General features: G+C 75.1%; 19 protein-coding genes. 7 read left to right on the top strand and 12 right to left on the bottom strand.

The window, feature by feature from the left end; translation table 11 throughout:
• Positions 1-80 precede the first annotated feature (80 nt).
• Positions 81-590, top strand: a complete 510-nt coding sequence (locus ACIQTO_RS02590; RefSeq protein ID WP_402381851.1) for an NUDIX hydrolase — start codon at positions 81-83, stop codon at positions 588-590.
• Between the two features lie 152 nt (positions 591-742).
• Here the strand turns inward: ACIQTO_RS02590 and ACIQTO_RS02585 are convergent, their stop codons facing one another.
• From ACIQTO_RS02585 to ACIQTO_RS02560, 6 genes are all read right to left on the bottom strand, one after another.
• Positions 743-2,227 carry a C40 family peptidase gene (locus tag ACIQTO_RS02585; protein WP_402381848.1) on the bottom strand — a complete coding sequence of 495 codons (1,485 nt, stop codon included), beginning with the start codon at positions 2,225-2,227 and terminating at the stop codon, positions 743-745.
• Between the two features lie 212 nt (positions 2,228-2,439).
• Positions 2,440-3,510: a hypothetical protein gene (locus ACIQTO_RS02580; protein ID WP_402381845.1), complete on the bottom strand. Its 1,071-nt coding sequence runs from the start codon at positions 3,508-3,510 to the stop codon at positions 2,440-2,442.
• A 117-nt stretch (positions 3,511-3,627) separates the two neighbouring features.
• Positions 3,628-5,505 carry a threonine/serine exporter ThrE family protein gene (locus tag ACIQTO_RS02575; RefSeq protein ID WP_402381842.1) on the bottom strand — a complete coding sequence of 626 codons (1,878 nt, stop codon included), beginning with the start codon at positions 5,503-5,505 and terminating at the stop codon, positions 3,628-3,630.
• 129 nt (positions 5,506-5,634) lie between these two features.
• Positions 5,635-6,288, bottom strand: a complete 654-nt coding sequence (locus tag ACIQTO_RS02570; RefSeq protein ID WP_402381840.1) for a DedA family protein — start codon at positions 6,286-6,288, stop codon at positions 5,635-5,637.
• Positions 6,289-6,402: 114 nt separating this feature from the next.
• Positions 6,403-8,760 (bottom strand): hypothetical protein, encoded by a 2,358-nt coding sequence (locus ACIQTO_RS02565; RefSeq protein ID WP_402381837.1) that lies wholly within the window; start codon positions 8,758-8,760, stop codon positions 6,403-6,405.
• A gap of 140 nt (positions 8,761-8,900) precedes the next feature.
• The gene (locus ACIQTO_RS02560) at positions 8,901-10,889 is read right to left on the bottom strand and encodes an ATP-binding protein (protein WP_402381835.1); all 1,989 of its coding nucleotides are present in this window, start codon (positions 10,887-10,889) and stop codon (positions 8,901-8,903) included.
• Positions 10,890-11,231: 342 nt separating this feature from the next.
• Here ACIQTO_RS02560 and ACIQTO_RS02555 point away from each other — a divergent pair, with 342 nt between their 5' ends.
• Positions 11,232-11,552: a hypothetical protein gene (locus ACIQTO_RS02555; RefSeq protein WP_402381833.1), complete on the top strand. Its 321-nt coding sequence runs from the start codon at positions 11,232-11,234 to the stop codon at positions 11,550-11,552.
• Positions 11,553-11,695: 143 nt separating this feature from the next.
• Here ACIQTO_RS02555 and ACIQTO_RS02550 read toward each other — a convergent pair whose 3' ends face one another.
• Complete coding sequence (locus tag ACIQTO_RS02550; RefSeq protein ID WP_402381831.1) at positions 11,696-12,862, bottom strand: TetR/AcrR family transcriptional regulator; 1,167 nt, start codon at positions 12,860-12,862, stop codon at positions 11,696-11,698.
• A 270-nt stretch (positions 12,863-13,132) separates the two neighbouring features.
• On the opposite strand from ACIQTO_RS02550, the gene ACIQTO_RS02545 reads away from it, so the two are divergent.
• Entirely contained in the window at positions 13,133-14,290 is a 1,158-nt protein-coding gene (locus ACIQTO_RS02545; RefSeq protein ID WP_402381828.1) for an acyl-CoA dehydrogenase family protein, read from the top strand.
• A 209-nt stretch (positions 14,291-14,499) separates the two neighbouring features.
• Here ACIQTO_RS02545 and ACIQTO_RS02540 read toward each other — a convergent pair whose 3' ends face one another.
• Positions 14,500-14,778, bottom strand: coding sequence for a hypothetical protein (locus ACIQTO_RS02540; RefSeq protein ID WP_402381825.1), 279 nt, complete (start codon positions 14,776-14,778; stop codon positions 14,500-14,502).
• Positions 14,779-14,911: 133 nt separating this feature from the next.
• Here ACIQTO_RS02540 and ACIQTO_RS02535 point away from each other — a divergent pair, with 133 nt between their 5' ends.
• Positions 14,912-15,229, top strand: coding sequence for a cupin (locus ACIQTO_RS02535; protein WP_402381823.1), 318 nt, complete (start codon positions 14,912-14,914; stop codon positions 15,227-15,229).
• On the opposite strand, the gene ACIQTO_RS02530 is transcribed toward ACIQTO_RS02535, so the two are convergent.
• Positions 15,219-15,809 (bottom strand): TetR/AcrR family transcriptional regulator, encoded by a 591-nt coding sequence (locus tag ACIQTO_RS02530; RefSeq protein ID WP_402381820.1) that lies wholly within the window; start codon positions 15,807-15,809, stop codon positions 15,219-15,221. The two genes, ACIQTO_RS02535 and ACIQTO_RS02530, sit on opposite strands and share 11 nt — an antisense overlap.
• 122 nt (positions 15,810-15,931) lie before the next feature.
• On the opposite strand from ACIQTO_RS02530, the gene ACIQTO_RS02525 reads away from it, so the two are divergent.
• Both ACIQTO_RS02525 and ACIQTO_RS02520 read left to right on the top strand, forming a co-directional pair.
• Positions 15,932-17,494, top strand: a complete 1,563-nt coding sequence (locus tag ACIQTO_RS02525; protein ID WP_402381817.1) for an MFS transporter — start codon at positions 15,932-15,934, stop codon at positions 17,492-17,494.
• Positions 17,495-17,610: 116 nt separating this feature from the next.
• Positions 17,611-18,267: a class I SAM-dependent methyltransferase gene (locus tag ACIQTO_RS02520; RefSeq protein ID WP_402381814.1), complete on the top strand. Its 657-nt coding sequence runs from the start codon at positions 17,611-17,613 to the stop codon at positions 18,265-18,267.
• A gap of 32 nt (positions 18,268-18,299) precedes the next feature.
• On the opposite strand, the gene ACIQTO_RS02515 is transcribed toward ACIQTO_RS02520, so the two are convergent.
• Positions 18,300-19,007, bottom strand: a complete 708-nt coding sequence (locus tag ACIQTO_RS02515; RefSeq protein WP_402381811.1) for a response regulator — start codon at positions 19,005-19,007, stop codon at positions 18,300-18,302.
• Complete coding sequence (locus ACIQTO_RS02510) at positions 19,004-20,221, bottom strand: sensor histidine kinase (RefSeq protein ID WP_402381808.1); 1,218 nt, start codon at positions 20,219-20,221, stop codon at positions 19,004-19,006. Before ACIQTO_RS02510 ends, ACIQTO_RS02515 begins: the two co-directional genes overlap by 4 nt.
• A gap of 346 nt (positions 20,222-20,567) precedes the next feature.
• Between ACIQTO_RS02510 and ACIQTO_RS02505 the strand changes: the two genes are divergently transcribed.
• Positions 20,568-22,907, top strand: coding sequence for an MMPL family transporter (locus ACIQTO_RS02505; RefSeq protein ID WP_402381805.1), 2,340 nt, complete (start codon positions 20,568-20,570; stop codon positions 22,905-22,907).
• Here the strand turns inward: ACIQTO_RS02505 and ACIQTO_RS02500 are convergent.
• Positions 22,874-23,866, bottom strand: coding sequence for a DUF3626 domain-containing protein (locus ACIQTO_RS02500; RefSeq protein ID WP_402381803.1), 993 nt, complete (start codon positions 23,864-23,866; stop codon positions 22,874-22,876). The genes ACIQTO_RS02505 and ACIQTO_RS02500 overlap by 34 nt on opposite strands.
• Between the last annotated feature and the right edge of the window lie 85 nt (positions 23,867-23,951).

Below are 23,951 nucleotides of genomic sequence, written 5' to 3'. Positions count from 1 at the left end.
CGCACGGTCTCCCGCCGGGGTCTGCCCGGCCCGACCGGCTCCCTCCCGGCGCTGTCGGTCCGCTCTGGCATCGTGGCGCCATGGGCGAACAGGTGGAGCGGGTCGACGAGCAGGACCGGGTGCTGGCGGTCGTGGACCGCGACGAGGCCATCCGCAACCGGTGGCTGCACCGGATCGCCACGACCGTCTGCCGCGATCCCGCCGGGCGGTTCCTGGTGCACCGGCGCCCCGACGACGCCTCGCGCTTCCCCGGCCAGTACACCTGGCTCGTCGGCGGGGCCGTGGCGGCCGGCGAGTCCTACGCGTCGGCCGCGGCCCGGGAACTCGCCGAGGAACTGGGGGTCCGGGCCGAAGCCAGGTTCGTCCTCAAGTTCCTCTGCCGAGGAGCGATCAGCCCCTACTGGCTCGGCCTGCACGAAGCCGTGATCGTCCGGGCCGTCACGCCGGACCCCTCGGAGATCGCCTGGCACGCCTGGCTCACCAGGGACGAACTGCGCACCGCCGTCCACGGCGACTCCTTCGTCCCCGACGGGCGGGAGGCCTTCGCCCGCTACGAGGCCCTTGCCGGGGCGGCCGGCAACTTCGGCTGAGCCGCCGGCGGAGTCGGCGGGAAGCACCCCCGGCCGCACCTCCGGCACGTCCTGCGCGACGGCCGGGCCGCAACGTCTTCACGAGGGCCCGCCACGGTGCCGCCCCACCGTCCGGACCGCCGTGCGCACACCCTGCCACGGGCCGGGCCGGCCTACGGGCGGGCGTAGAAGTCCGGGGTGCCCATGATCCAGAGGCTGGCCTGCTTGACCGGCATGCCCGGGCGGGGGGCCTCGATCATCTGGTCGTCGCCGATGTAGAGACCGACGTGGTGGATGTCGGCGGCCCGCCCGGTGTCGGTCCAGAAGACCAGGTCACCGGGCTGGAGCTGGCGGTAGCCGATCCGGGTGCTCTGCGCGTACTGGTCGGCGGCGAAGTGGTTGAGCTGCTTGCCGCCCTGGCGCCAGGCCATCATGGTCAGCCCCGAGCAGTCGTAGCCGCCGGGGCCCTCGCCGCCCCAGACGTAGGGCAGGCCGACCTTGGAACGGGCGAAGGCCACGGCGGCGGCCGCTCCCTCCGCCGACCAGGGCCGGGCGGCCGGGGGCGGGGCCGCTGTGGGCGCCTTCGCCGCGCCCGCTGCCTCGGCGGCCGCCTTCGCCGCCGCCGCCTTCTCGGCAGCGGCCCGTTCCGCGGCGGTTTGTTCCGCGGCCGCCCGTTCCGCGGCGGCTTGTTCCGCCGCCGCCTTCTCGGCCGCCGCCTGTTCCGCGGCGGCTTGTTCCGCCGCCGCCTTCTCGGCCGCCGCCTGTTCCGCGGCCGCCTGTTCCGCCGCCGCCTTCTCCGCGGCGGCCCGGGCGGCGGCCTCGGCCTCGCGGGCGGCGATCGCCTCCAGTGCCTCGCGCCGCTGCCGCTCCAGTTCGACGGTGGTGTGGCGGGCGGCGGCGAGGTCGGCGAGCAGGTGTTCACGGCGTTGGCCGACGGCGACGACCTGGGTCTGCTGGGCGGCCAGCCGGGCCTCGGCGCGGCCCCGGGCCGCGCCGACCTCGGCGGCGGCCTTCTCGGCGGCCTCGGCGGCGGTGCGGGCGGCGGCCGAGGCACGGGTCGCGGCGGCGGCGGTGCCGGTGGCCGCGTCCAGGATCTGCCGGGTGCGGTCGCTGGCGACGCCGACCACCGCGGCCTGGTCGCCGGCCTCGCGCGGTCCGCGCGCGCCGATCAGGGCGTTGATGGCGGAGAGCTCGGCGGTGGTGCCCTGACGGTACGTTTCGGCGGCCAGCTGGGCGGCGTTCTCGGCGGCCTCGGCCCGCGCGGCCTCGGCGGTGGCGGCCCGTCCGGCGGCGGCGGACTCCTCCGCGCGGGCCCGGGCGAGCGTGAGCTGCGCGCCGTTGTACGCCTCGACGGCCTGCTCGGCGGAGCGGCCGGCCCGGTCCAGTTCGGCCGTGGCCGCGGTGAGCCCGGCTTCGATGGTGGCGACCGAGGCGGCCCGGCGGTCGGCCTCGGCCCGGGAGCGGTCGACCTCCTCCGCGGAGGGGTAGGGCCCGTCGGCGGGCGAACCGGACGGCACCGGCGAACCGGCCGTGCCGTCCGGGGTGTCCGCCGGGGCCGCGCCGGCGGACGGCGGCGCCGGGGCGGCCGCGGCGGCGGGGAGCAGCCCGAGCAGGGCGGTGAGGGACAACAGGAGGGTCGGCAGGATCCTGCGCGCCACGAGACATCCCTTCTCAGGTGTCGGACCAGGGCCGTCCGGAGAGCACGACGGCGAACCTGGCGAAATATCCCATCACGTGACAAGTGGGTCACTGCTCGCCATATTCTCAAGCCGGGCGGCTCTCACACCCCAAGCCCGCGCCGCCGGCCGGGTGACCTGTCAGATGATCTGACTGGGCATCACCAACACCCAGGCGCACAAGGGTATACGAACTACCGGTGGATCCGGCGGGTGTGCGGCCGGGGCCGGGGGTGTCGGTCGGGCCGGGGCTCCAGACCGGTCGGACGCACCGCATAGGTACGACTGCGGCCGGCCCGGACGGTGCGGCGGCGCTGCTGCGCCCGGGGCCGGGGGCCGGACTCGGGCGCGCCCGGCCCCCGCCCGGCGGCGGCCGTGCCACCGGGCGCGGGGGCCGCCGCCGAGCGGCGGTCGGCCAGCCGGGCGGAGCGGCGGGTCAGCGCGCGGGCGGCGTGCGCGTCGAGGTGGGCGGAGGCCCGGGCGGCCATCCGCTCGGCGACCCGGTGGGCGGCGGGGTGGCCGGCCGGCACCTTGTCGGGGGCACCGGCGATCAGGTCGAAAAGCCAGGTACGGGCGATGTCCGCACGCCGGTGCAGTCGGCGCTCGCGCCGGAGCGCGCGGGCCCGGCGACGCGGGCGGGTCGCGTAGCGCCAGCGCGCCCACGGGCTGCTCGGGCGGGCCAGCCGGATCGCGCCGATCCAGGAGAGGCCGGGCACCATGATGCCGAGCAGACCGGTCCACACCTTGCCCTTGAGCAGGGTGACGACCGAGACCAGCGCGTTCACCGAGATCACCGTGACCAGCCCCCACCTGGTCTCCTGACTGGGCACCACGCCGAGCGGCACGTACCCGACGAGCAGCAGCGAGGTGCAGAGGATGCCGAAGATCACCGCGTCCACCGACTTGCGGCCCTGCTCGCCCCAGTAGACGTCGTCCAGGTGCAGGATCAGCGCGAACTCGTCCAGCACCAGGCCGCAGCCGATGCCGAAGATCAGCCCGAACACGTCGATCCACGGGTGGCCGCCGTAGGTCGCGAACACCCCGATGCCACCGGTCAGCAGGAAGCCGAGACCGAACACCATGTGGTGGATGTGCAGGCCGCCGGGGGTGACGTTGCCCGGCCACCAGCGCACCTCGGCCCGGATCATCCGGACGCTGAACCGGATCAGGACGAAGGAGGTGATGAATCCGACCAGCAGCAGGAACAGCGGTTGCTTGTGCGCGGCGACGATGTGCTCGCGGTAGCCGTCCAGCAGTGTGGTCATGCGTCTTACCTTCGTTCCTGGTCCTGCGTCCGGCCTGCCACGACATGACCCGGGGGCCAACACCGGGCCAACGAGTCCGCCTCCCGCGCCGACCCGGCGCGGGTCGGGGCGGGGCGGTCAGAAACCGCGGGTGCGCTTGGCCGCCCGGCGGGGGGCGACGGGGTAGAGCTCCGGCCGCGCGGCGCCGGCCGGGAGCTTCATGAAGAGCCGGGCGATCTCCCCGCCGAGGTTCACCCCGATCGCCAGTGCGAGGGCGATCGCGGCAGCCCTGGTGATCTGGACCAGGCCGCCGCTGGCGTGGCCCTGGGCAAAGGAGAGCATGCCGAGGTAGAGCGCCGAACCGGGCATCAGCGGGCCGATCGCGGCGGTCACGTAGGGCAGCGCGGAGCCGTACCGGTAGCGGGCCATCAGCTGGCCGAAGAGGCCGACCAGGCCGGCCGCCACGCCGGTGGCCGCGATCGGGGAGACCCCGGCGTTGTAGACCAGCGCGCCGTAGCTGGCCCAGCCGATGCCGCTGTTGAGGGTGACCAGGGCGAGCAAACGCCGGTCGGTCTGCAGCAACATCGCGAAGGCCAGCGTGAGGACCAGCGCGGCGATCATCTGGACCGGCGGGTAGTTGACCCCGACCAGGCTCTCGTCCGGCTTGAGCTGGGGATCGAAGCCGACCCCGAGGTAGAGGATCAGCATCACGCCGATGACGATGCCCGCCACCAGGTAGATCACTTCCAGCAGCCGGGCGGCCGCGGTGATGTAGAAGCCGGTCAGGCCGTCCTGGACGGCGGCGACCAGGGCGCGCCCGGGCAGCAGGGCGAACAGCCCACCGGTGATCACCACGGAACCGCGCAGGCCCCAGTCGTTGAGCGAGAGGATGATGCCCGAGGCCGCGGCCGGCATCGCGGCCAGCACGAACTGGTAGAACTCCGGCAGCCCGCGCCGGGCGATCAGCGAGGCCAGCCGGTCGCCGAGGACGGCCGCGATGAACGCGCTGGCGAAGACCAGCCAGGCCTTGTCGTCGATCCGCCCGCCGACCAGGAAGGTCGCCGCGCCGGCCAGCAGCCCGGTGTTCAGCGAGAGCAGCCAGGCCGGGTACGGGTGCCGGTTGCGGCGGATCAGCGCGAGCCGGCGGTACGCGTCGTTGACGGAGACCTTCTCGCCGGTGATGTCGGCGACCAGCTCGTACACCGCGTTCAGCCGGGTGTAGTCGGAGGTGCGGCGGCGGACCACCCGGTCCGCGGTGACGGGCGGCTCGACCAACGAGGGCTGGTGCGAGATCCCGATCAGGGTGAAGGTGACCTGCGGTTCGCAGCGGTCCAGCCGGTAGGCGTGGGCGATGCCGAGCATGGCCGCCTCGACGTCCTCGGCGGCCTCGCCGCTGGCGAGCAGCAGTTCGCCGATCCGGAGCGTCAGGTCGAGGATCCGCGGGACGTTGCGGGCGGCGGAGGGGTGCAGGTCGCGCGGGGTCCGCTCGAAGGCCGGGCGCTCGGACATCGGGGTGCGCAGCAGGGTGCGCATCCGGTCCGGCCAGGGCGCCTCACCGGGGGCGCCCGGCGTCAGGGTGGGGACGGCGATGCCCGCGGGCGGGGTGTAGCCGGCGGCCCGCCACTCCTCGGGGGTGAGGGTGTCCTCGGCGACCGAGCGCCGGCGGTGGGCGGGAACGGTCGCGGTGTCGGCTCCCCCGGTGGTGCCCGCCCCGGGCCTCCCGGCCCCCTCCACCGCGGCCGGCGGCTGCGGCGCGCCCGGGGCCACGGCCGGTTCCGGCTCGCCCGAGGGCTCCGGGTTCAGCAGGCCCCTGGTCTCCCGGACCGGCGACACGAGCGGGATCACGGTGGCGGGTTCGACGGTCGGGGCGGGGTGGCCGAGCAGGCCTTCGGTGGGCGGGGCCTCGGAGGGGTGGGGCGGGAGCGCCGGCGGGTTCGGGCGTGCCTGCCGCGCCTGACGGGCCGCCCTGCCGCCCCTGGCCCGCTTGCCTGCGCCCGGCCGGCCCCGCTTAGGCACTTCCCACTCCTTGCCGCCCCTGGTGACGCCGGGTCGGCCCGGCCACCGTTCGATCTCGGGTTACACCTTGCCTGATCGAACGGTCGGACGCACATGTACGTCCCGGCGGGCGGCCGGGACCGGGGGTGCCTACCCGGCGTGGTCGTGGGCGGGGGCCGACCGGCCGGACCGGCGGGCGCGCAGCAGTTCGATCACCACCGGGACCACCGAGACCAGCACGATGCCGACCAGGATCGCCTCGATGTTCTCCCGGACGAAGGGGATCCGGCCGAGGAAGTAGCCGAGCACCGTGACCCCGGCGCCCCAGAGCACGCCGCCGACGATGTTGAAGACGACGAAGGTGCGGTAGTTCATCCTGCTCACCCCGGCGATGACCGGGGTGAAGGTCCGCACGATCGGCACGAAGCGGGCCAGCACCAGCGCCTTGGGCCCGTGCCGGTCGAAGAAGGCGGCCGCCTTCTCCACGTTCTCCCGCTTGAACAGCCGGGAGTCGGGCCGCCGGAACAGGCTCGGCCCGACCTTGCGGCCGAAGAGGTAGCCGACCTGGTCCCCGGCCACCGCGGCGGCCACGATCAGCGCGCAGACCAGCCAGAGCGGCTGGTGCAGGAAGGTGCCGCCGGCCACCAGCAGGCCGGTGGTGAAGAGCAGGGAGTCGCCGGGCAGGAAGAAGCCGATCAACAGACCGGACTCGGCGAAGACGATGGCCAGGATGCCGATCAACCCGAAGGTGGAGATCAGGGTGGTCGGATCGAGCCAGGACGGGCCGAGGGCGAGGCTGGTCACGGGGCAGACACTCCTGGAGGTCGACTCTTGGCAATGAAACAGTAAAGCATTTGCCAAGGACCTCTAAACCCGGAGCCCCTGCCCCGTCCCCGCACCCCGCTCCGCGGCGCCCCGCTACAGCCCGTAGCGCTCGATGATCTCCTCGTGCCGGGCGGTGTCCGCGCCCGCCGCCTCGGCCAGGGCGAGCCAGGCCGGCGGGTGCGGCCAGGCCGCGGTGAGCCGCCGCAGCAGCGCGTCGGCCTCGGCGGCCTGCGCGGTGGGCGGCACCCCGACGGCGGCGTAGATGCCGGGCAGCACCTCGTCCTCGTCGGCCGGGTCGGTGATGGTGTACTGCTCCCCGCTGTAGGCCCAGACCGCGTAGCCGGCCTGCCCGAGCTCCTCGCGCAGCCCGGCCCAGGCCTCGTCGCCGGGCCATCCGCCGTCGAGCCAGTAGGTGGTGTAGCCGGCCGGGTCGAGCAGCGTCAGCAGCCCGAACACCGGGCGCCAGGCGCGCTTCTCCTCCTCCGGGGCGTCCGGGCCGGGCGGGTCCTCCAGCAGGGCCGGGCCGAAGACCACCACGTCGCCGTGGTTGAGCGTCAGGTCGTCGCCGAGCACCGGCAGGACGCGGGCGGTGGCCGGGCCGGTGCGGACGGCCGGGAGGTCGGCGCTCGCGCCGTTGGTCCGGGTGGCCCGGACGGTGACGAGCTGCCACTCCTCGTCGACCGGGCCGTCGGGCTCGTCGAACTCGATGCCTATCAGCGCGCCGGCCGTGCGGACCGCCGCCCAGTCCCGGTTGACGGTGGCGGCGGTGATCAGGTGCCAGAGGTCGGGCTCCTGGACGGTGCGGTGCAGCTGCTCCGGCGGGGTGCCCCCGGTGGGCAGCGCGTGCTCCAGGATCTCCTGGTAGTAGCGCTGCGCGGCCGGGTGGTCGCCCAGTTCGGTGGCCGCGGCGGCGGCCAGCCGGCGGGTGTTGATCCGGTCGGGGTGCAGGGCCAGGATCGCCCCGCACTGCTCCAGCACCTCGGCCCAGCGGCCCTCGGCGGCGGCCCAGCGGGCCCGGATCCAGTGACCGCCGGACGGGCTGGACGGGGCGAGCCGGTCCGCGAGCCGGCGGACGCCCTCGCCGTCCGCGCCGTCGATCAGGGCGCTGCCGAGCACGGCGGCCAGTTCCTCGTTCGCCGGGTCGGCGTCCAGCCGGTCCCAGAGCAGGTCGGCGGCGGCCCGCCGGTGGCCGAGGCCGCCCAGCGCCGCGGCCAGGTCGAGCGCCAGCCCGGTGGCCCCGGCCGGCTCGCCCCGGTACCGGTCCAGGGCGACGGCGAGCAGGTCGGCGCCGGTCTCCCGGGGCGGCCGCGCCTCGGCGAGGTACGCCGACAGCTCGGCCGGCGGGACGGGCAGCTCCGGGACGGGCAGCCCCTCGGCGTCCGCGCGCAGCCGCGCGACCGCCCCGGCGACGCCGTCGGTGCGGCGCAGCTCGGACAGCTTGCGCTCGCCGGAGGCGGCCAGGGTGAGCGCGACCGTTCGGGCACCGCGTCCGACGGCCAGCCGGCCGGCGGCCAGCAGCAGGTCGACGCAGGGGCGGTGCGAGCCGGTGCCGTCGAGGTACCCGACCCAGCCGGCCAGCGCGGCGCCGAGTTCGGCGTCGTTCTCCCGGACGCCGGCCGCGACCAGCAGCTCGACCGTGGTCGTCCAGGCCGCGCGGAGGTCGGCGTGGCGCTCGGCCTCCGCCAGGCCCGGCAGCAGGGCGAGCGCCTCGTCGGTGCGGCCGAGCGAGGCGAGCGCGCGGGCGCGCAGCAGGGCGCCCCAGCGCCGGTCGCTCGCGTCGATCTCCCGCCCGCGGCCGCGCTCGGCCTGCTCGGCGGTGTCGAGCAGGGCCAGCACCTCCTCGTGCCGGCCGAGCAGGTGCAGCGTGCCGGCCCGGGAGTGGTGGAAGTGCAGCGAGAGCCGCTGGCCGGCGGCCTGCATCCGGGCGGCGGCGGTGTCGAGGTGGCTGAGCGCCTCGGCCGGGCGGCCGTCGTCCTCCAGGGCGTCGGAGTACTCCCGGGAGAGGCAGTCGAAGCAGGCCCGGGCGGGCTCGATCCGCTCCAGCGTCTCGGTCAGCACGGCGAGCCGCTCGGGCACGTAGCCGGGGCCGTCGACCCGGGCGTGGCAGATCGCGAAGTCCTGCACCACGCAGACGGACTGCGGGCAGCCGGCCGTCTCCTCGCGGTGCGCGAACTCCAGCAGGTCGACCACCTCGGGTAGGGCCTGCTCGCCCTGGTGCCGCTTGTTCAGCAGGTTCTGCATCCGCCAGTGCCGCAGGTAGACCTCGACCCAGGGCAGGCCGAGCGCCCGGGCGGCGGCGACCGCCTCCGGGTAGACGGCGTCGAGCTGGTCGTTGCGCCCCTCGTTGGCGTGGCCGGGGAGTTCGTAGATGGCGTCGGCCAGTCGCCGGTGGCCGGCTTCGGCCAGCTGCTGGTGGGTGTCGTGGACCCAGGCCCAGATGTCGGTGCTCATGCTGCTTGCGTCTCCCCCTGCGGGTGGTGCGCCGTGCTGGTGGACAGTGTGCCGACCACCGCGGACCGGCCGTCCGCGGTCCCGTACGGCGGCCGTGGTGGCCGGGACGGCCGAGTGGCCGTGGTGGCGGCGGGCCGGGGTCAGCCCCGGCCGGTCGGGCTCCCCGGGTCGCCGGCGCCGCCGAGCCCGCCGAGGCTCCCCGGGTTGTCCGGGATGCCGGGCAGCCCGGCCGGCACGGCGGCGGTCAGCGCGGAGACCGCGGTGCCGATGCCGGCCAGGGCGCCGCCGAGATCGCCGCTGGTGGAGCCGGCCGAGGCCGCCGCCATGATCACCTTGAGCGAGCGGAGCAGCCCGGCGGCGGTGGCGCTGCCGGTGTGCCCGCCGCGGTAGGCGGCGAGCAGGTCCTGGACGGCCGGGCAGGCCAGGTTGAGGTAGAGCCGGGCCTTCACCCCGCCGTCGGACCGGGCGGTGAAGGCCCGGGCCAGCCGCAGCGCCGCGGACGGGATCCGGGCGTCCGCCCGGTCGTCCTCGATCCGGGCCTTCAGTTCGGCCTCGCGGTCGGGGACGAGGACGAGCGGCAGGCCGGGCGGGTCGAACCGGGCCGGGACGAGCTGCTCCCCGGGGTCGGCCAGCGCCGCGGACAGCCAGGCGGCCTCCTCGGCGGGCAGCGGGCGCTCCGGGTCGCGGAACAGTTCCCGGTTGCCGCTCGCACTGCCCAGTTCGACGATCCGGCAGTCCCGCAGCCCGGCGTAGCGGCGCAGGAACGGCAGCACGGCGTAGCGGTCGCCGCGCGCGATCGGCACCTGCATCGCCCGGTACAGCATCTCCTCGAAGCCGCCGCCGCTGCCGAGCGCGACGTGCACCGCGCCGCCGCCGGCGGCCCGCAGCGCACCGGCCGTCAGGTCGCCCTGCGAGGTGGGCACCGGGACGTCGTCGGCGAGCAGGGTGAAGAGCCGGTCGTCGCAGAGCGCGGCGCCGAGCAGGTCCTGGCCGTGCCGGGCGAGGATCCGGCGCCAGACGGCGGGGCGCAGCCGGGCGGTCTCGTAGAGGCCCTCCACCACGGCGTCGGCGAGGGCCTGCTGGAGCGCGCGGTAGTGCTCGTCGCGCTGGAGGTCCTCGCGGCTGGCGGTGGGGGTGAGCCGGCTGGACTCGACCACGCCGCCGATGAACCCGGCCCAGCTGGGCAGCAGGTCGCGGGCGTCCTCGGCGAGCAGCATGCCGCGCAGGTAGACCGCGAGGTCGCGGTTGTCGCTGCTGCCGTAGGTGCCGCCGTCCTGGACCCAGAGCAGGCCGACGGCGTCGCTGCCGCCCTCGGCCGGCCCGCCCTCGACGGGCTGCACCGGGAAGGCGGTGAGCGGTTCGAAGCGGCGGCCGAAGGCGGTGGCGAACCGCATCCGGGCGGCGTGGAGGTCTCCGTCCACCGCCTGGCGCCAGGGCACCGGGACGGCGTTGACGGGCTGCTCGTCGTCGCCGACGAAGACCGGGATCGGCAGCAGCACGCAGTACCGGCCGAGCACCTCGCGCAGCGCGTTCTCGTCGGCGAGGTGGGCGTGTTCGGTCTTCAGGGAGAGTTCGACCAGGGTGCCGGGGGCCGGCCGGGCGGGCACCCGCTCGACGCTGTACTGCTCGCCGCCGAAGCTGCGGTAGCGGTGGCCGAGCCGCGGCTCGCGGTGCGAGGTGGTGGTGACGGTGACCTCGTCGGCCACCGAGAAGGCGGAGAGGAAGCCGAGCCCGAAGGCGCCGATGAGCTCCTGGTTGCCGGTGAGATCGCGCAGCATCCGGGTGTAGCCGGTGCCGACGGTGGCCAGGTAGGCGTGGATCTCCGGCTCGGTGAGGCCGGCGCCGGTGTCCTCGATGCCGACGACGCGCCGGCCGGTGTCGGCGCGGACCCGGATCAGCGGGCGGTGGGCGCCGTCCGGGTCCTCCAGCAGCCGCCGGGTGTGCGAGTCGTGGGCGTTCTGGACGAGTTCGCGCAGGGCCACCAGCGGGGTGGAGTAGAGGTGGGTGGCGAGGACGTTCACCAGTCCGCCGAGATCGACCTCGGTCGTACGCAGATCCTCGGCGGGCGTGGGCCCCTCCGGTCCACTGGCGGGCACGGAGGGCAGGTCGGGCGGGAGACCATCAGACATGGGTCCTCAGTGTGCCAGTGCGACTATCCGGCGACCATTTCTTTCTCGGACCAGGGGTTCGGTCAACCTGGCATTGACAGCCGCACTCTCCCGAAGCCGCCGTCGGAATGAGTCAACCAGCCTTCCTTCGAGGGAACTTGACCGGTTCCGCGTGACCTTTCGCGGCGTCGCCGCCCCTTCCGGTTCGTCTCCTTCATGACACCATCGGGCGAATTGCCACCCATTCGGTGGAGTTCGTCCGCGGTGCTGGTGAATGCTGGTCGTGCGACGTCAGGAACCGGCGCTTCGGGGCGGCCACCCCGCAAGGCGCCACTTTCGCAGTCCACTCTCAGGGAGACCAGCGTGTCCCGTATTCGCGCAGCCGCCGCCGTCACCGCCCTCGGGGCCTTCCTCCTCGTCGGGGTCGGGGCCGCCACCGCGCACGCCGACAACGGCGCCGGTGCCGACCACCACTCCAACAGCAGCGTCGTGAGCAACACCGGCTCCAACAACGTGATCGGCGGCGTCGTCGGCAACGTGGTCAACACCCAGCAGACGGCCACCGGCTCGGGTGCGAGCAACCAGAACAACGGCCTCGCCGTCACCGGCAACGCCGGCAACATCGGCGCCCTCCAGGGCAACGGCAACTTCGCGGCCGACGTGCACCCGCACGTCGTCTTCTAGGCCGGGCCCGTACCCGGCTCCTTCTCGCACCAGGGCGTTTCGCGGCCCGCCCGGGAGTCCCCGCGGGCCGCGGCCGCCGGGCAGGGTGCCCGCCCCCATCGGCACGGGGGCGGGCACCCTGCCGTCGATGGGCGCACCCGTCGCTAGGCGGGTCCGGGCAGGCCCAGCACGGCCCGGCCGAGCCGCCGCAGGCAGTCCCCGAGATCCGGCCGGTCGCGGCACGGAGGGTTCCGCACTCCGTCGTTGACCAGCGCGAACAGGGCGTGCACCCGGATCCGGGCCTCGGCCGCGTCGTACTCGGGACGCACCTGGCGGAGCAGGTCGACCCAGGTCCGCAGGAAGTCCCGGCGGAAGTCCACCGCGGCCCGCCGGTCCGGCGCGGCCAGCCGCTCGGTCTCGCTCACCATGGCGCCCAGATAGTCGCCGTTGCGCCGGGCGAAGCCCACATAGGCGGCCAGCGCGGCCTCCAGGGCCGGCCCGGGGCCGGCGGCGACGGCGATCGCGCCCTCCACCTCGTGCCACAACCGCTCCCGGCTGCGCACCAGCGAGGCGGCCAGCAGCTGGGCCTTGCTGTCGAAGTGCCGGTACACGCTGGGCCCCGATATGCCCACGGCGGCGCCGAGTTGGTCGGTGCTGACGTTGTCGAACCCGCGCCGGTGGAACAACCGCACCGCCGCCGCGAGCAGTTCCTCCCGGCGCGACCGCGGCAGGGAGGGCGCCACCGGGGCGCGGCCCCGCGGGTCGGGCCGCGTGCCGCCCAGCGGCACCGCCAGGATCGCCGCCACCAGCTCGCGCAGCAGTCGCTCGGCCCGGCGCGGCTGCGGGACGGCCGACTGGTAGGAGAGCCCGGCCCCGGCCGAGAGCGCCGACCAGCAGAGCAACTCCGCGTCGGCGGAGCCGAGTTCCGCCCGCTCGGCGCGGAGCACGGCGGCCATCAGCGCGACGTCCGCCCGCAGCTCACGGCGCAGCGCGGCCCGTCGGGCGGGCGGCAGCAGCCGGGCGTCGCGCTGCACCAGCGTGCCGAGCGGGCGGTGTCCGACCGCCACGGCGGCCAGCACGGCACCGACGGCCGTCGTGGTCGTCGCCGCGCGCAGCCCGCCGGCCAGTTCGTCCAGCCCCACCCGCAGGGCCCGGTCGAGCAGTTCGGGCTTGCCCCGGAAGTGCCGGTAGAGGGCCGGCGCGGTGATGCCGACCCCGGCGGCGACCTCGGTCATCGACACCTGGTGGTACCCGCTGCGGTGGAAGCGCTCGGCGGCCACGGCGAGGATCTGCGCCTGCCGGGATCGCGCGGGCGGCCGTCGTACCACCATGCCGCCGCTCCTCGTCTCGCCCGCCCGTGGGCCGGCCGCCCGGCCGGCGGCCCCGCGGGCCACCAGGCCGCCCGCACCACCGCCCGTAGGCTAGCAAGGATTCACTTGTGGCGGCCCGATGCCCGCCGTACCGGGCTCGGTCACGCTCCGGACACCGCCGCGCCGACCCTGGACAAGTCGAAGCTACCCGGGATTGACTTGTGGGGCGATCAGCTGTCCACCGGCCCGCACCGCCCGGCACCGCCTGGCACCACCGAAGGGAGCGCCGTCGTGCGCCGCACCGTGTTCACCGAGGACCACGAGGCCTTCCGGGAGACCATCCGGGACTTCATCGCCAATGAGGTCGTCCCCGTCTACGAGAGCTGGGAGGCCGAGGGCCACCCGCCGCGCGACTTCTACCGCCAACTCGGCGCGCTGGGCGTCTACGGCATCGAGGTCCCGGAGGAGTACGGCGGCGCGGGCGAGAGCGGCTTCAAGTACCAGGCGGTCGTGGCCGAGGAGACCGCCCGGGCGGGCGTCAGCTTCGGCTCCTCCGGCGTGCACACCGGTCTGGTGCTGCCGTACCTGCTGGAGTACGCCGACGAGGAGCAGAAGCGGCGCTGGCTGCCCGGTTTCGTCTCCGGCGACATCATGACCGCCATCGCGATGACCGAGCCGGGCGCCGGCTCCGACCTCGCGGGCATCACCACCACCGCCCGGCTCTCCGAGGACGGCACCCACTACGTCCTCAACGGCGCCAAGACCTTCATCACCGGCGGGGTGCTCGCCGACCTCGTCCTGGTGATCTGCCGGACCGCGCCGCACGACCCGCAGAACCGCCGGGCCGGCCTCTCCATCCTCTGCGTGGACACCACCTCCGAGGGCTACACCGTCGGCCGCAAACTGCAGAAGATCGGCCTGCGCACCTCCGACACCGCCGAGCTGGCGTTCAGCGACGTCAAGGTGCCGGTGGAGAACCTGCTCGGCGAGGAGGGCAAGGCCTTCTCCTACCTGACCCACAACCTGGTCCAGGAGCGGCTGGCGATCGCGGTCGGCGCCTACGCGGCCTCGGCGGCGGCGGTGCGGTTCGCGGTCCAGTACGTCAAGGAGCGCAAGGTGTTCGGCCAGGCGGTGGCCGAGTTCCAGAACACCAAGTTCACGCTGGCCGACTGCGAGGCCCAGGTGGTGGCCCAGCAGTCGATGGTCGACCGCGCGCTGGAGCTCTACCAGCAGGGGGAGCTGACGGTCGCGGACGCGGCGGCGACCAAGCTGTTCTGCACCGAGTCGGCCTCCGGCGTGATCGACAAGTGCCTCCAGCTGCACGGCGGTTACGGCTACATCCTGGAGTACCCGATCGCCCGCCTCTACACCGACAACCGGGTGTTCCGGATCTACGGCGGCACCAGCGAGGTCATGCGCAGCATCGTCGCGAAGTCGCTCGGCCTGTAGGGAGCACCCCGCCGGCGGGCCGCACCCCCGTGGCGGCCCGCCGGCGCTCCCGATCCGTTCGCACGGTTGCGCCGCCCGGGTGAAGCCGGGCGGCGCGGCGGTGGAAGGGTCGGACGGTCGGACGTCTGAACGGTGGAGCCGGTGGAACTGGTGGAGCCGGTGGAACGGCCGACGGGCACCCGGGCGCCCCGGGGCCGGGCCGGCCGGGCTCAGTTGAGCGAGCCCTGCTCGGCCCGCCAGGCCTCCCAGCCCGCCGTGGAGGCCGCGGTCGAGGCCGCCTTCGCCTGACGCAGCGCCCGCTGCGCGATGGCCGTCGGCGGGGTGTCCAGCTGCCGGACCCACGAGCGCCCGGCCGTGGCCAGCGCCGCGCACACCATGACCGCGCCGGCCGCCCCGAGCACCGCGCCGATGCCCGTGAGAACCGCACCGCCGGCCAGCAGCGAACGGTTGACCTGGAAGCCACTGAGGAAACTGTCGTTGGTCGCCATGCATCCACCATGGGCGCAGTCCGCGATCGCCGCACGCCGAGTTGCTCCGGGGTGCGCGAGCACGGCGCGTCCGCGACGCTGGCCCCAGGGCCGCCGCGAGGGGGCCCGGCAGGCAGGACCAGGAGGACACCCGATGGTCGATCTCGAACAGCTCGCCGTGGAGCACGCGGCCAAAGCCGCCGAGAGCCCGCACGGGCGCAGCGCCCACCTGGTGCTGCACGACGGCGTGCTGCGCCAGACGGTGATCGCGCTGACCGCCGGGACGTCGCTGGACGAGCACAACGCGCCCGCCGCCGCGAGCCTTCAGGTGTTGCGCGGCCGGGTCTCGCTCACCGTCGCCGGGCAGCGGCAGGAGCTGACCGCGGGCCGGCTGCACCCGATCCCGCAGGAACGGCACGGGCTGCTGGCCCACGTCGACTCGGTGGTGCTGCTGACGGCGGTCACGGCGTAGCGGGCCGCAGCACGGCGTCACCGACCAGCTGCAGTCCGCGCAGGAAGTCCCGCCCGGTCGGCGCCATCTCGGGCGAGGCCAGCCACTGCGCGGCCAGGCCGACCAGCAGGGCCTGGTAGAACATGCCGCGGGCCAGTTCGTCCTCGGTGTCCGGCACCTCGGTGAGCCCCTGGAACAGTGCCGCGAGCCCGAGCCTCCCGCCCTTCTGCGCGGCGGTGAGCGCCGCCGCCAGCTCGGGTGCCCGCTCGGCCTGCACCATCGCCTCGAACTGTGCGGCCCAGAGGCCGCGGTGTTCGACGAAGGTCTCCTTGACGCCTTCCCAGACCGCGACGAACCGCTCCTCCGGGCCGTCCGCGAGCTCGTTCGCGCGCGCCACCACGGCGCCCAGCGCCGCGCCCCACTCCCCCGTCGCCTCGATCAGCGCCGCGTTGAGCAGCGCCTCCTTGGACCCGAAGTGGTAGCCGATGGCCGCCAGGCTGACGCCGGAGGCGGTGGCGATGTCCCGGGCGGTGGTGCGCCCGTAGCCCTTCTCGTACAGGCAGCGCTTGGCGCCGGCCAGGAGGTCCTCACGATTTCCCATGGCCCGATGCTACGGCTTGCCTGGACAGATGTCTTGCACGTATGTCTCACACACATGCCTGAGACAAATGATTTAGACGCTTGTACTAGACAGGTGTCTGACACGCCCGTACCGTCTTCCCCATGACCGCAACCACCGGCCGCGCAGGCCGTCGCGAATGGATCGGCCTGACCGTCCTCCTGCTCCCGACGCTCGTCCTGACCATGGACATGGGCGTGCTCTTCTTCGCCGTCCCGTTCATCTCCACCACACTGGCGCCGAGCGGCACCGAGCAGCTGTGGATCATGGACATGTACTCGTTCCTGCTGGCCGGGCTGCTGATCACGATGGGCTCGCTGGGCGACCGGATCGGCCGTCGCCGGCTGCTGATGATCGGAGCCGCCGGCTTCATCGGTGCCTCGGTGCTGGCCGCCCACGCCGACGGCGCGGGCCAGCTGATCGCCGCCCGCGCCGTGCTCGGCGCGGCCGGGGCGACGGTGATGCCCTCGACCCTCGCGCTGATCCGGAACATGTTCCACGACCCCAAGCAGCGGCAGATCGCCCTCGGCGCCTGGGGCGGCATCCTCACCGCCGGCGCCACGCTCGGCCCCGTGGTCGGCGGCCTCCTGCTGGACCACTTCTGGTGGGGCTCGGCCTTCCTGATCGCCGTCCCGGTGATGGTCCTGCTGCTGATCGCCGCCCCCCTCCTGCTGCCCGAGTACCGCGCGCCGCGGCGCGGCCGCTTCGACCTGCTCGGCGCCGGCCTCTCGCTGGCCGCGATCCTGCCGCTGGTCTACGGCGTCAAGACCCTCGCGGTGGACGGCTGGAGCCCGCTCGCCGCCGCGGCCGTCCCGGTCGGGCTGCTCTTCGTCGGCCTCTTCGTCCGACGCCAGCGCACCGCCGCCGACCCGCTGCTCGACCTGAGCCTGTTCCGGATCCGCGCCTTCTCCGGGGCGATCACCGTCAACACGGTGGCGATGTTCGCGATGATGGGCTTCACCCTCTTCACCTCGCAGTACCTGCAGCTGGTCAAGGGCATGAGCCCGCTGACGGCCGCGCTCTGGTCGCTCGTCCCCAGCGTGGGCGTCGGTGCGGCGGTCGGGGTGAGCTCGGCGCTCGCCGGGAAGGTCCGTCCGGCGGTGCTGATGGCCGGCGGCTTCCTGGTCGGCGCGGTCGGCTTCGCGATGATGACCCAGGTCGGCGCCGACTCGCCGCTCGCCCTCATCCTCACCGCGGCGGGCGTCCTGGCCGCCGGCACCGTCGGCACCATGACCCTCACCGCCGAGATGGTCGTCTCCGCCGCGCCGATCGAGCGGGCCGGCACCGCCTCCGCCACCTCCGAGACCGCGGTCGAGCTCGGCAGCTCGCTCGGCATCGCCCTGCTCGGCGCGGCCGGCGCCGCCGTCTACCGCTCCCGGCTGGACGGCGCCCTCCCGGCCGGGCTCGACGGCGAGGCCGCCCGCACCGCCCAGGACACCCTCGGCGGCGCGGTCACCGTCGCCGCCCGGCTGCCCGGCCGCGTCGGCACCGAGCTGCTCGACACCGCCCGCGCCGCCTTCACCGACGGCCTGCACGTGGCCGCCGTGGTCGGCCTGGTCTTCGCGGTCGGCGCCGCCCTGCTCGCCTACCGCCTGATGGCCCACCTCCCCGCCCGGCCCGCCGAGCCCGCCGAAGCCGCCGAAGCCGCCGAGCCCGCCGCCGTCTGACCGGAAGCCCGCTCCCCTCCCCCGCGCGTCATCAAGAGCCCCCGCCCCCGGGCGGGGGCTCTCGCGGCTGCCGGGGCGGCTTCCCCGCGGCCCGGCGGCGTGCCAGGCTGCCGGGCATGCCACACAGCGCTGAGCATGGACGGGTCCGGGCCGGCTACGACAACGTCGCACCGGAGTACCGGCGCCGGATCGGCGGCGAGTTGGCCCACAAGGCGGTGGACCGGGCGCTGCTCGGGGTGGTGGTGGAGGCGGCCCGGGGCGGGCCGGTGGCCGACCTCGGGTGCGGGCCGGGCCACGTGGCGGGGTGGCTGGCGGAGCGGGGCGCGGCGGTGGTCGGGATCGACCTGTCGCCGGCGATGGTGGAGATCGCCCGGCGGGATCACCCGGGGGCGGAGTTCCGCGAAGGGGACCTGCTGCGACTGCCCGCCGCGGACGGGGAGTTCGCGGCGGCGGTCGCGCTCTACTCGGTGATCCACCTCGAACCCGACGAGCTGCGGCCCGCGTTCGAGGAGATGTGGCGGGTGCTGCGGCCGTCCGGCACCCTGCTGGTCTCCTTCCACCTCGGCACCGAGGTGCGGCGGCTCGACGAGTGGTGGGGGCACCCCGTCACCATCGACTTCCACTTCCTGGAGTCGGAACGCGTCGCCGCCCTGCTGGAGGAGGCCGGGTTCGGCGTGGAGGCGCGGCTGGAGCGGGCCGGTCTCCCGGAGGAGGCGGCGACCCGCCGGGGCTACCTGCTGGCCCGCCGCGAGGCCCGCCCGGCCGGGCGCTGAACCGGGCCCGCTGCCGGGCCCGGGAGCTGCCGCTAACCGGCAGGTCGGCCGCCGGCCGCCGGCCGGGCGGTGACCAGGCCCGATTCGTAGGCCGCGATGACCGCTTGGGCCCGGTCACGGACGGCGAGCTTGTCGAAGATGCTGGTGATGTGGTTCTTGACGGTGGAGAGGCTGATGTCCAGATCGCCGGCGATCCCGGCGTTGTCCAGGCCGGTGGCCATCAGCCGCCACACCTCGACCTCGCGCGGGGTGAGTTCGTCCAGGCCGGCGGGGACCGGCCGCGCCTCGCGCGGGGCCCGTACGTAGGTGGAGATCAGCCGGGTGAGCAGCCGCGGCGCCACGACGGCCTCACCGGCGTGGACGGTGCGGATCGCCGCGGCGAGGTCCTCCGGCGAGCTGTCCTTGGGGAGGAAGCCGTAGGCGCCGGCGCGCAGGGCGCCCACGACGTACTCGTCGAGGTCGAAGGTGCTGAGGGCCAGGACCCGGCAGCCGGGCAGGGTGGCGGCGAGCTCCCCGGTCGCGCCGACCCCGTCGAGGACGGGCATCCGGATGTCCATCACCACGACGTCGGGCCGCAGTCGGTGCGCGAGCGTGACGGCCTGCGCGCCGTCCCCGGCCTCCCCCACCACCTCGAAGGACGGGTCGGGGGCGAGGATCAGTGACAGGCCGCGCCGGACCAGCGGCTGGTCGTCCGCGATCAGCACCCTGATCCTCGGCCGGCTCGGCCCCGTCCCGGTCATCGGTACACCCCTTCGTGCTGGACGCCCGCCTCGGCCGTCTCGTCCGTGCCCAGCGGCAGGTCGGCGACCACCGCGAACCCTCCGGCGGCCTGCGGGCCGACGGTCAGGGTGCCGCCGTGCAGCGCGACGCGCTCGCGCATGCCGATCAGGCCGTACCCGCCCGCGCCGGCCGCCTCCTGCGGCGGCGCGCCCCCGCCGTCGTCCCGGACCTCGACCCCGACGCCGTCCCGACGGTAGGTCAGCAGGACGGACGCGCGGGCGGGCCCCGCGTACTTACGGGCGTTGGTCAGAGCCTCCTGCGCGATCCTGAACACCGTGAGACCGACCGTCGGCGGCAGCGGACGCGGCGTCCCGAGGATCTCGAACGTGGTCGGCAGCCCGGCGAGGCGGGACTCGGCCGCCAGCCGGTCGAGGTCGTCGACACCCGGCTGGGGCAGCGGCGGCGCGGTCTCCGGTTCGTCGCCGGCCCGCAGCACGTCGAGGAGTTGGCGCATCTCACGCAGGGCCAGCCGCCCGGAGGACTCCAGGGTGACCAGGGCCTCCCGGACCACCTCCGGCCGGCCGAGGTTGGCCCGGGCCCCACCGGCCATCAGCTGCATGGTGGTGATGTGGTGGGCCACAATGTCGTGCAACTCCCGTGCGATGCGGCGGCGTTCGTCGGCCACGGCACGGTCGGCGAGGAGTCTGCGGTTGGCCGCCACCTCCCGCTGCCAGCGGTTGACCGCCAACCCGGTGCCGACCACGATCAGGGTGGAGAGGGACGCGGTGAGGGCGGTCTGCGGATATGGGAGCCGGCCACCGCTCTGGCTCAGCAGCGTCACCAAGGCCGTCACGGCGGCCACGACCGCCGTCACCCGGCCGGGGCAGCCCCTGACGACCGAGTACAGGGCGACGACCAGCACCGCGCCGAAGTGGGTGGGCAGCGGGACGGTCACGGCGGCCGTCGCGTCGAGGGCCAGGACGGCGGCGAGTGCCGCCACCGGGTGGCTGCGCCGGGCGAGCAGCGGCACGGCCGCCAGCGCGACGAGCAGGAACCCGGCCGCGTTGACCTCGTACTTGGCGTCGGGGCTGTCGAAGAACACGTAGCTGAGCAGGTTCAGCGCGCAGGCCCCGGCGGCCACGAACGCGTCGTTGCGGGGCCGCGACGGCTCCGCGCCGTCGACGAGCCGCGGCTCCGGGGCAGCACCCGGCCCGGTGTGTCGACTCCTGGTCATGCCCGTCCCTCTCGTGTCCGGCCTGGTCGGGCCTGGTCGCACGGCTTGGTCGTCCGGCCTGGTCGTGCGGCCTCGTGCGGCCTCGTGCGGCCTCGTGCGGCCTCGTGCGGCCTCGTGCGGCCGGCCTCCCGGCCCCGGGACAGGGTCGCACAGCAACCGGCGGGCCACCCCCGCGCGGGGGCCCTGACCAGGACCAGGGTCCTGGTCAGGGCCCCGGGCGGGCCCCAGGGCCCCGCTCCGGATCATCCGCCGCCACGACGCCCGCGGGCCCCTCGCGGTGATGGTCTGGAGACCGGCCGGGAGACCCCGGCAGACATCCGCAGTCGCCCGTCCGCCGGAGGACATCGTGATCCGCGCCCTGACCGGTTGCTCCACCAGACATCCGTGGAAGACCATCGCCCTCTGGGGGGTGCTGGGCTTCGTCCTGATCGGCCTGGCCCCGACCCTGCTCGGCCGCGTCACCCAGAGCCAGACCGGGGACTTCCTGCCCCGCAGCTACGACTCGGCCGCCGCGCTGCGGATCGCCGAGGAGCAGTTCGGGGTGGACCCCGACGCCAGCACGGTGACGGTGCTGGTCGCCCGGACCGACGGCCGGGCCCTCGAACCGGCCGACCAGGAGCGGGTCGCGGCCGAGGCGGCGAAGCTGGCCCAGCGCCGGGTGACGATGCCCCGGAAGGACGACGGCCCGCAGTTCCTGATCCCGGACCGCTCCCAGACGCCCCGGGTCGCCCCGGCCATGACGGCGCCCGACCGGAGCTTCGAACTGCTCTCCGTCCAGCTGACCGGGAGCCCCGCGGACCAGGGGGTCCAGGGCGTCTACCGGGCTTTCCGGGACGCCGCCCGGGCACAGTTCGCCGAGGCCGGGATGCGGACCGGCTTCACCGGCGGCCTCGCCGACACCGTCGACACGACCGATGCCCACGACACCGCCGCCAAGGTCGGCGGCGCGCTCGTCCTGGTGCTCATCGTCCTGCTCAACGTGCTGGTGTTCCGCAGTGTGCTGGCGGCCCTGCTGCCGTTGCTCGCGGTCACCGTGATCGGCGGCGTGGCGGTGGGGGCCGTCGCGGGTACCGCGCTGCTCACCGGGCGCAAGCTCGACGCGGGCACCCCCGGCCTGATCAACGTGGTCCTGCTCGGCATCGGCATCGACTACCTGCTGTTCCTGCTGTTCCGCTTCCGCGAGCAGCTGCGCGCCCGGCCCGAGCAGCCCGCCCGGGAGGCGGCCGCGCAGGTCTCCGCCCGGGTGGGCACCGCGATCACCTCGGCGGCGCTGACCATCGTGGCCGCGTTCGCCACGCTGGGGCTGGCGACCTTCGGGCAGTTCCGCTCGCTGGGGCCCGCGATCGCCGTCGCCGTCCTGGTGATGCTGCTCGGCAGCCTCACCCTGATGCCGGCGCTGCTCGCGGCCGCCGGGCGCAAGATGTTCTGGCCCTCCAAGACCCTGCGCCACCAGCCGCGCGACGGCCGGGCCGCCCGCTTCGGCGAGCTGGTCGCACGACGGCCGCTGGCGATGCTGACCGCCTCCATCGCCCTGCTCGCCGCCCTGGCCGCCGGGCTGGCCGGCATCCGGATGGACTACGGCCAGGCCGACTCGGGCGCCCGGACCCCCGCCGCGGCCACCGCGGTGGAGATCTCCCGCGCGCTGCCGGCCGGCGTGTCGGACCCGACGAGCGTCTACGTCACCAGCACGGACGGCTCCGCCCTGAGCACGGCCCGGCTGGACGGCCTCTCCCGCGCCCTCACCGGGGTCGACGGCGTGGGCCAGGTCGCCCCGACCGTCCTGAACGCGGACCAGCGGGCCGCCCGGATCGACCTCTACCCGACCGCCGCCCCGCAGAGCCAACAGGCCCGTGACCTGGCTTCCGGACCGATCCGGGCCGCCGTCGCCCAGCACACCCCCGCCGGGACGAGCGCCCACGTGGGCGGGACGGCGGCGATCTTCGCGGACGTCTCGACCGCCGTCGGCCGCGACCTCAGGATCGTGTTCCCGGTCGCGGCCGCGCTGATCGCGCTGATCCTCCTGCTGCTCCTGCGCAGCCTCCTCGCGCCCCTGGTCCTGATGCTCGCCGTCGGGCTCGGCTTCGCCGCCACCCTCGGGGCCGCCACGCTGGTGTTCCAGCACCTCCTCGGCAAGCCGGGTGTCAGCTTCACCCTTCCCCTGGTGCTGTTCCTGTTCGTCGTGGCACTGGGCACCGACTACAACATCCTGATCAGCGACCGGATCCGGGAGGAGATGCGGCGACCGGGCCCGGCCCGCGACGCCGTGGCCCGTGCGGTGCGGTACACGACACCGGCCATCACGATGGCCGGGCTGGTGCTGGCCGGTTCCTTCGGCACCCTCGCCACGACTCCCGGCAGCGAGCAGGTCGCCTTCGCGATGGCGCTGGGCATCATGCTCTCCGCGCTCGTCCTGTCCCTGGTGCTGGTCCCCGCCCTCGCCGCCCTCCTCGGCCGGGCGATCTGGTGGCCGCTCCGCCCGAGGCCGACCGATGACGTCCGGCCGCGGCACGCGGCGGTCGTGCCCGCCCCCGGACCGGCCCCGGATTCGCCGCGGCCGTTCGGACCGGCACCCGCCGCCGGGCCCGTTCACGACACACGGCACGACGTGCTGCACGACGGGCTGTACGACGTCCCCGGGGAGCGACCGGGCCGCTACCCGACCGGCGAGCCGAAGCGGGCCAGGTAGTGCCAGACCCGCTTGAGGTCCTGCGGATCGTGCCGGCCGGCGCGGACGGCCTCGCCGATGATGCGTGGGTCCAGCAGGCCGTCCTCGGCGATCGCGATGCCGAGGGCGACGAACTCGGGGCCCCGGTAGTCGGGGTGGCGGCTCAGCTCCTCGGTGGACAGGCGCAGGCCGGGGTGCCACGCGAGCGGGCACGGCAGCCGGCGGGCCCGCTCCTCCACCGGGGTGCCCCGGAAGCTCGGGTCCAGGACCAGCGCCTCCACGTCCGTGTCGAGCCGGACCGGGCCGTGCACCTGGGCCTCGATGTAGTCGTCCAGCGCGTCCGTGTCGTCGGCCTCGGCGAGGGCGATCAGCGCCATCCGGTCGGCGGTGCCGAAGTCGGTCGGGTCGAGGAAGCTGTCGGGGTAGCAGAAGGTGGCCCGGGCGAGGGCCTTCGGCGTGAGCCGGAAGTGGGCCGAGCCGAAGCGCGGCGCCGCGCCGAGGGGCTTGCGGCGGAAGTCGAGCGCCCCGTACACCGGGCGCTCCTCGGCGGGTGCCTCGTCGTAGGCGCCGCCGAAGATCCGGCTCTCCCAGCGCCGGCGGTCACCGCCGGGGTGGGCGGTCAGGCCGCCGTTGCCGGTGCCGGTGACGAACTGGGAGCGGTAGACGCCGTCCCGCGCGAGCGCCTCCAGGATGTCCCGGCCGCCGTCGGCCCGGTCGGGGTGGAAGTTGAGGGTGACGCGCAGCCCGGCGTCGAGCGGCCCGCCGGTGGCGAGCGCCGCGACGTGCCGCAGGGCCCGCTCCCGGGCGGTGCCGGAGGCTGCGGGGCCGGGGGTCGCGGGGCCGGGGGTCGCGGGGCCGGAGGCTACGGGGCCGGAGGCTACGGGGCCGGAGGCTACGGGGCCGGAGGCTACGGGGCCGGAGGCTACGGGGCCAAGGGTCGCGGGGCCAGGGGTCGCGGGGCCGGGCGCGTCGATGCTCATCGGCGCAGTCTGGCGGACGCCCGCCGGTCGACGCATCCGAGTTCCCCCGGTCCGAGCTGCGCCCCGACGCCGGGCAGGGCAGCCT

It is taken from the genome of Kitasatospora sp. NPDC091207 (assembly GCF_044768625.1).
Lineage (GTDB): Bacteria > Actinomycetota > Actinomycetes > Streptomycetales > Streptomycetaceae > Kitasatospora.
This window is presented reverse-complemented; position numbering and strand designations above follow the sequence as displayed.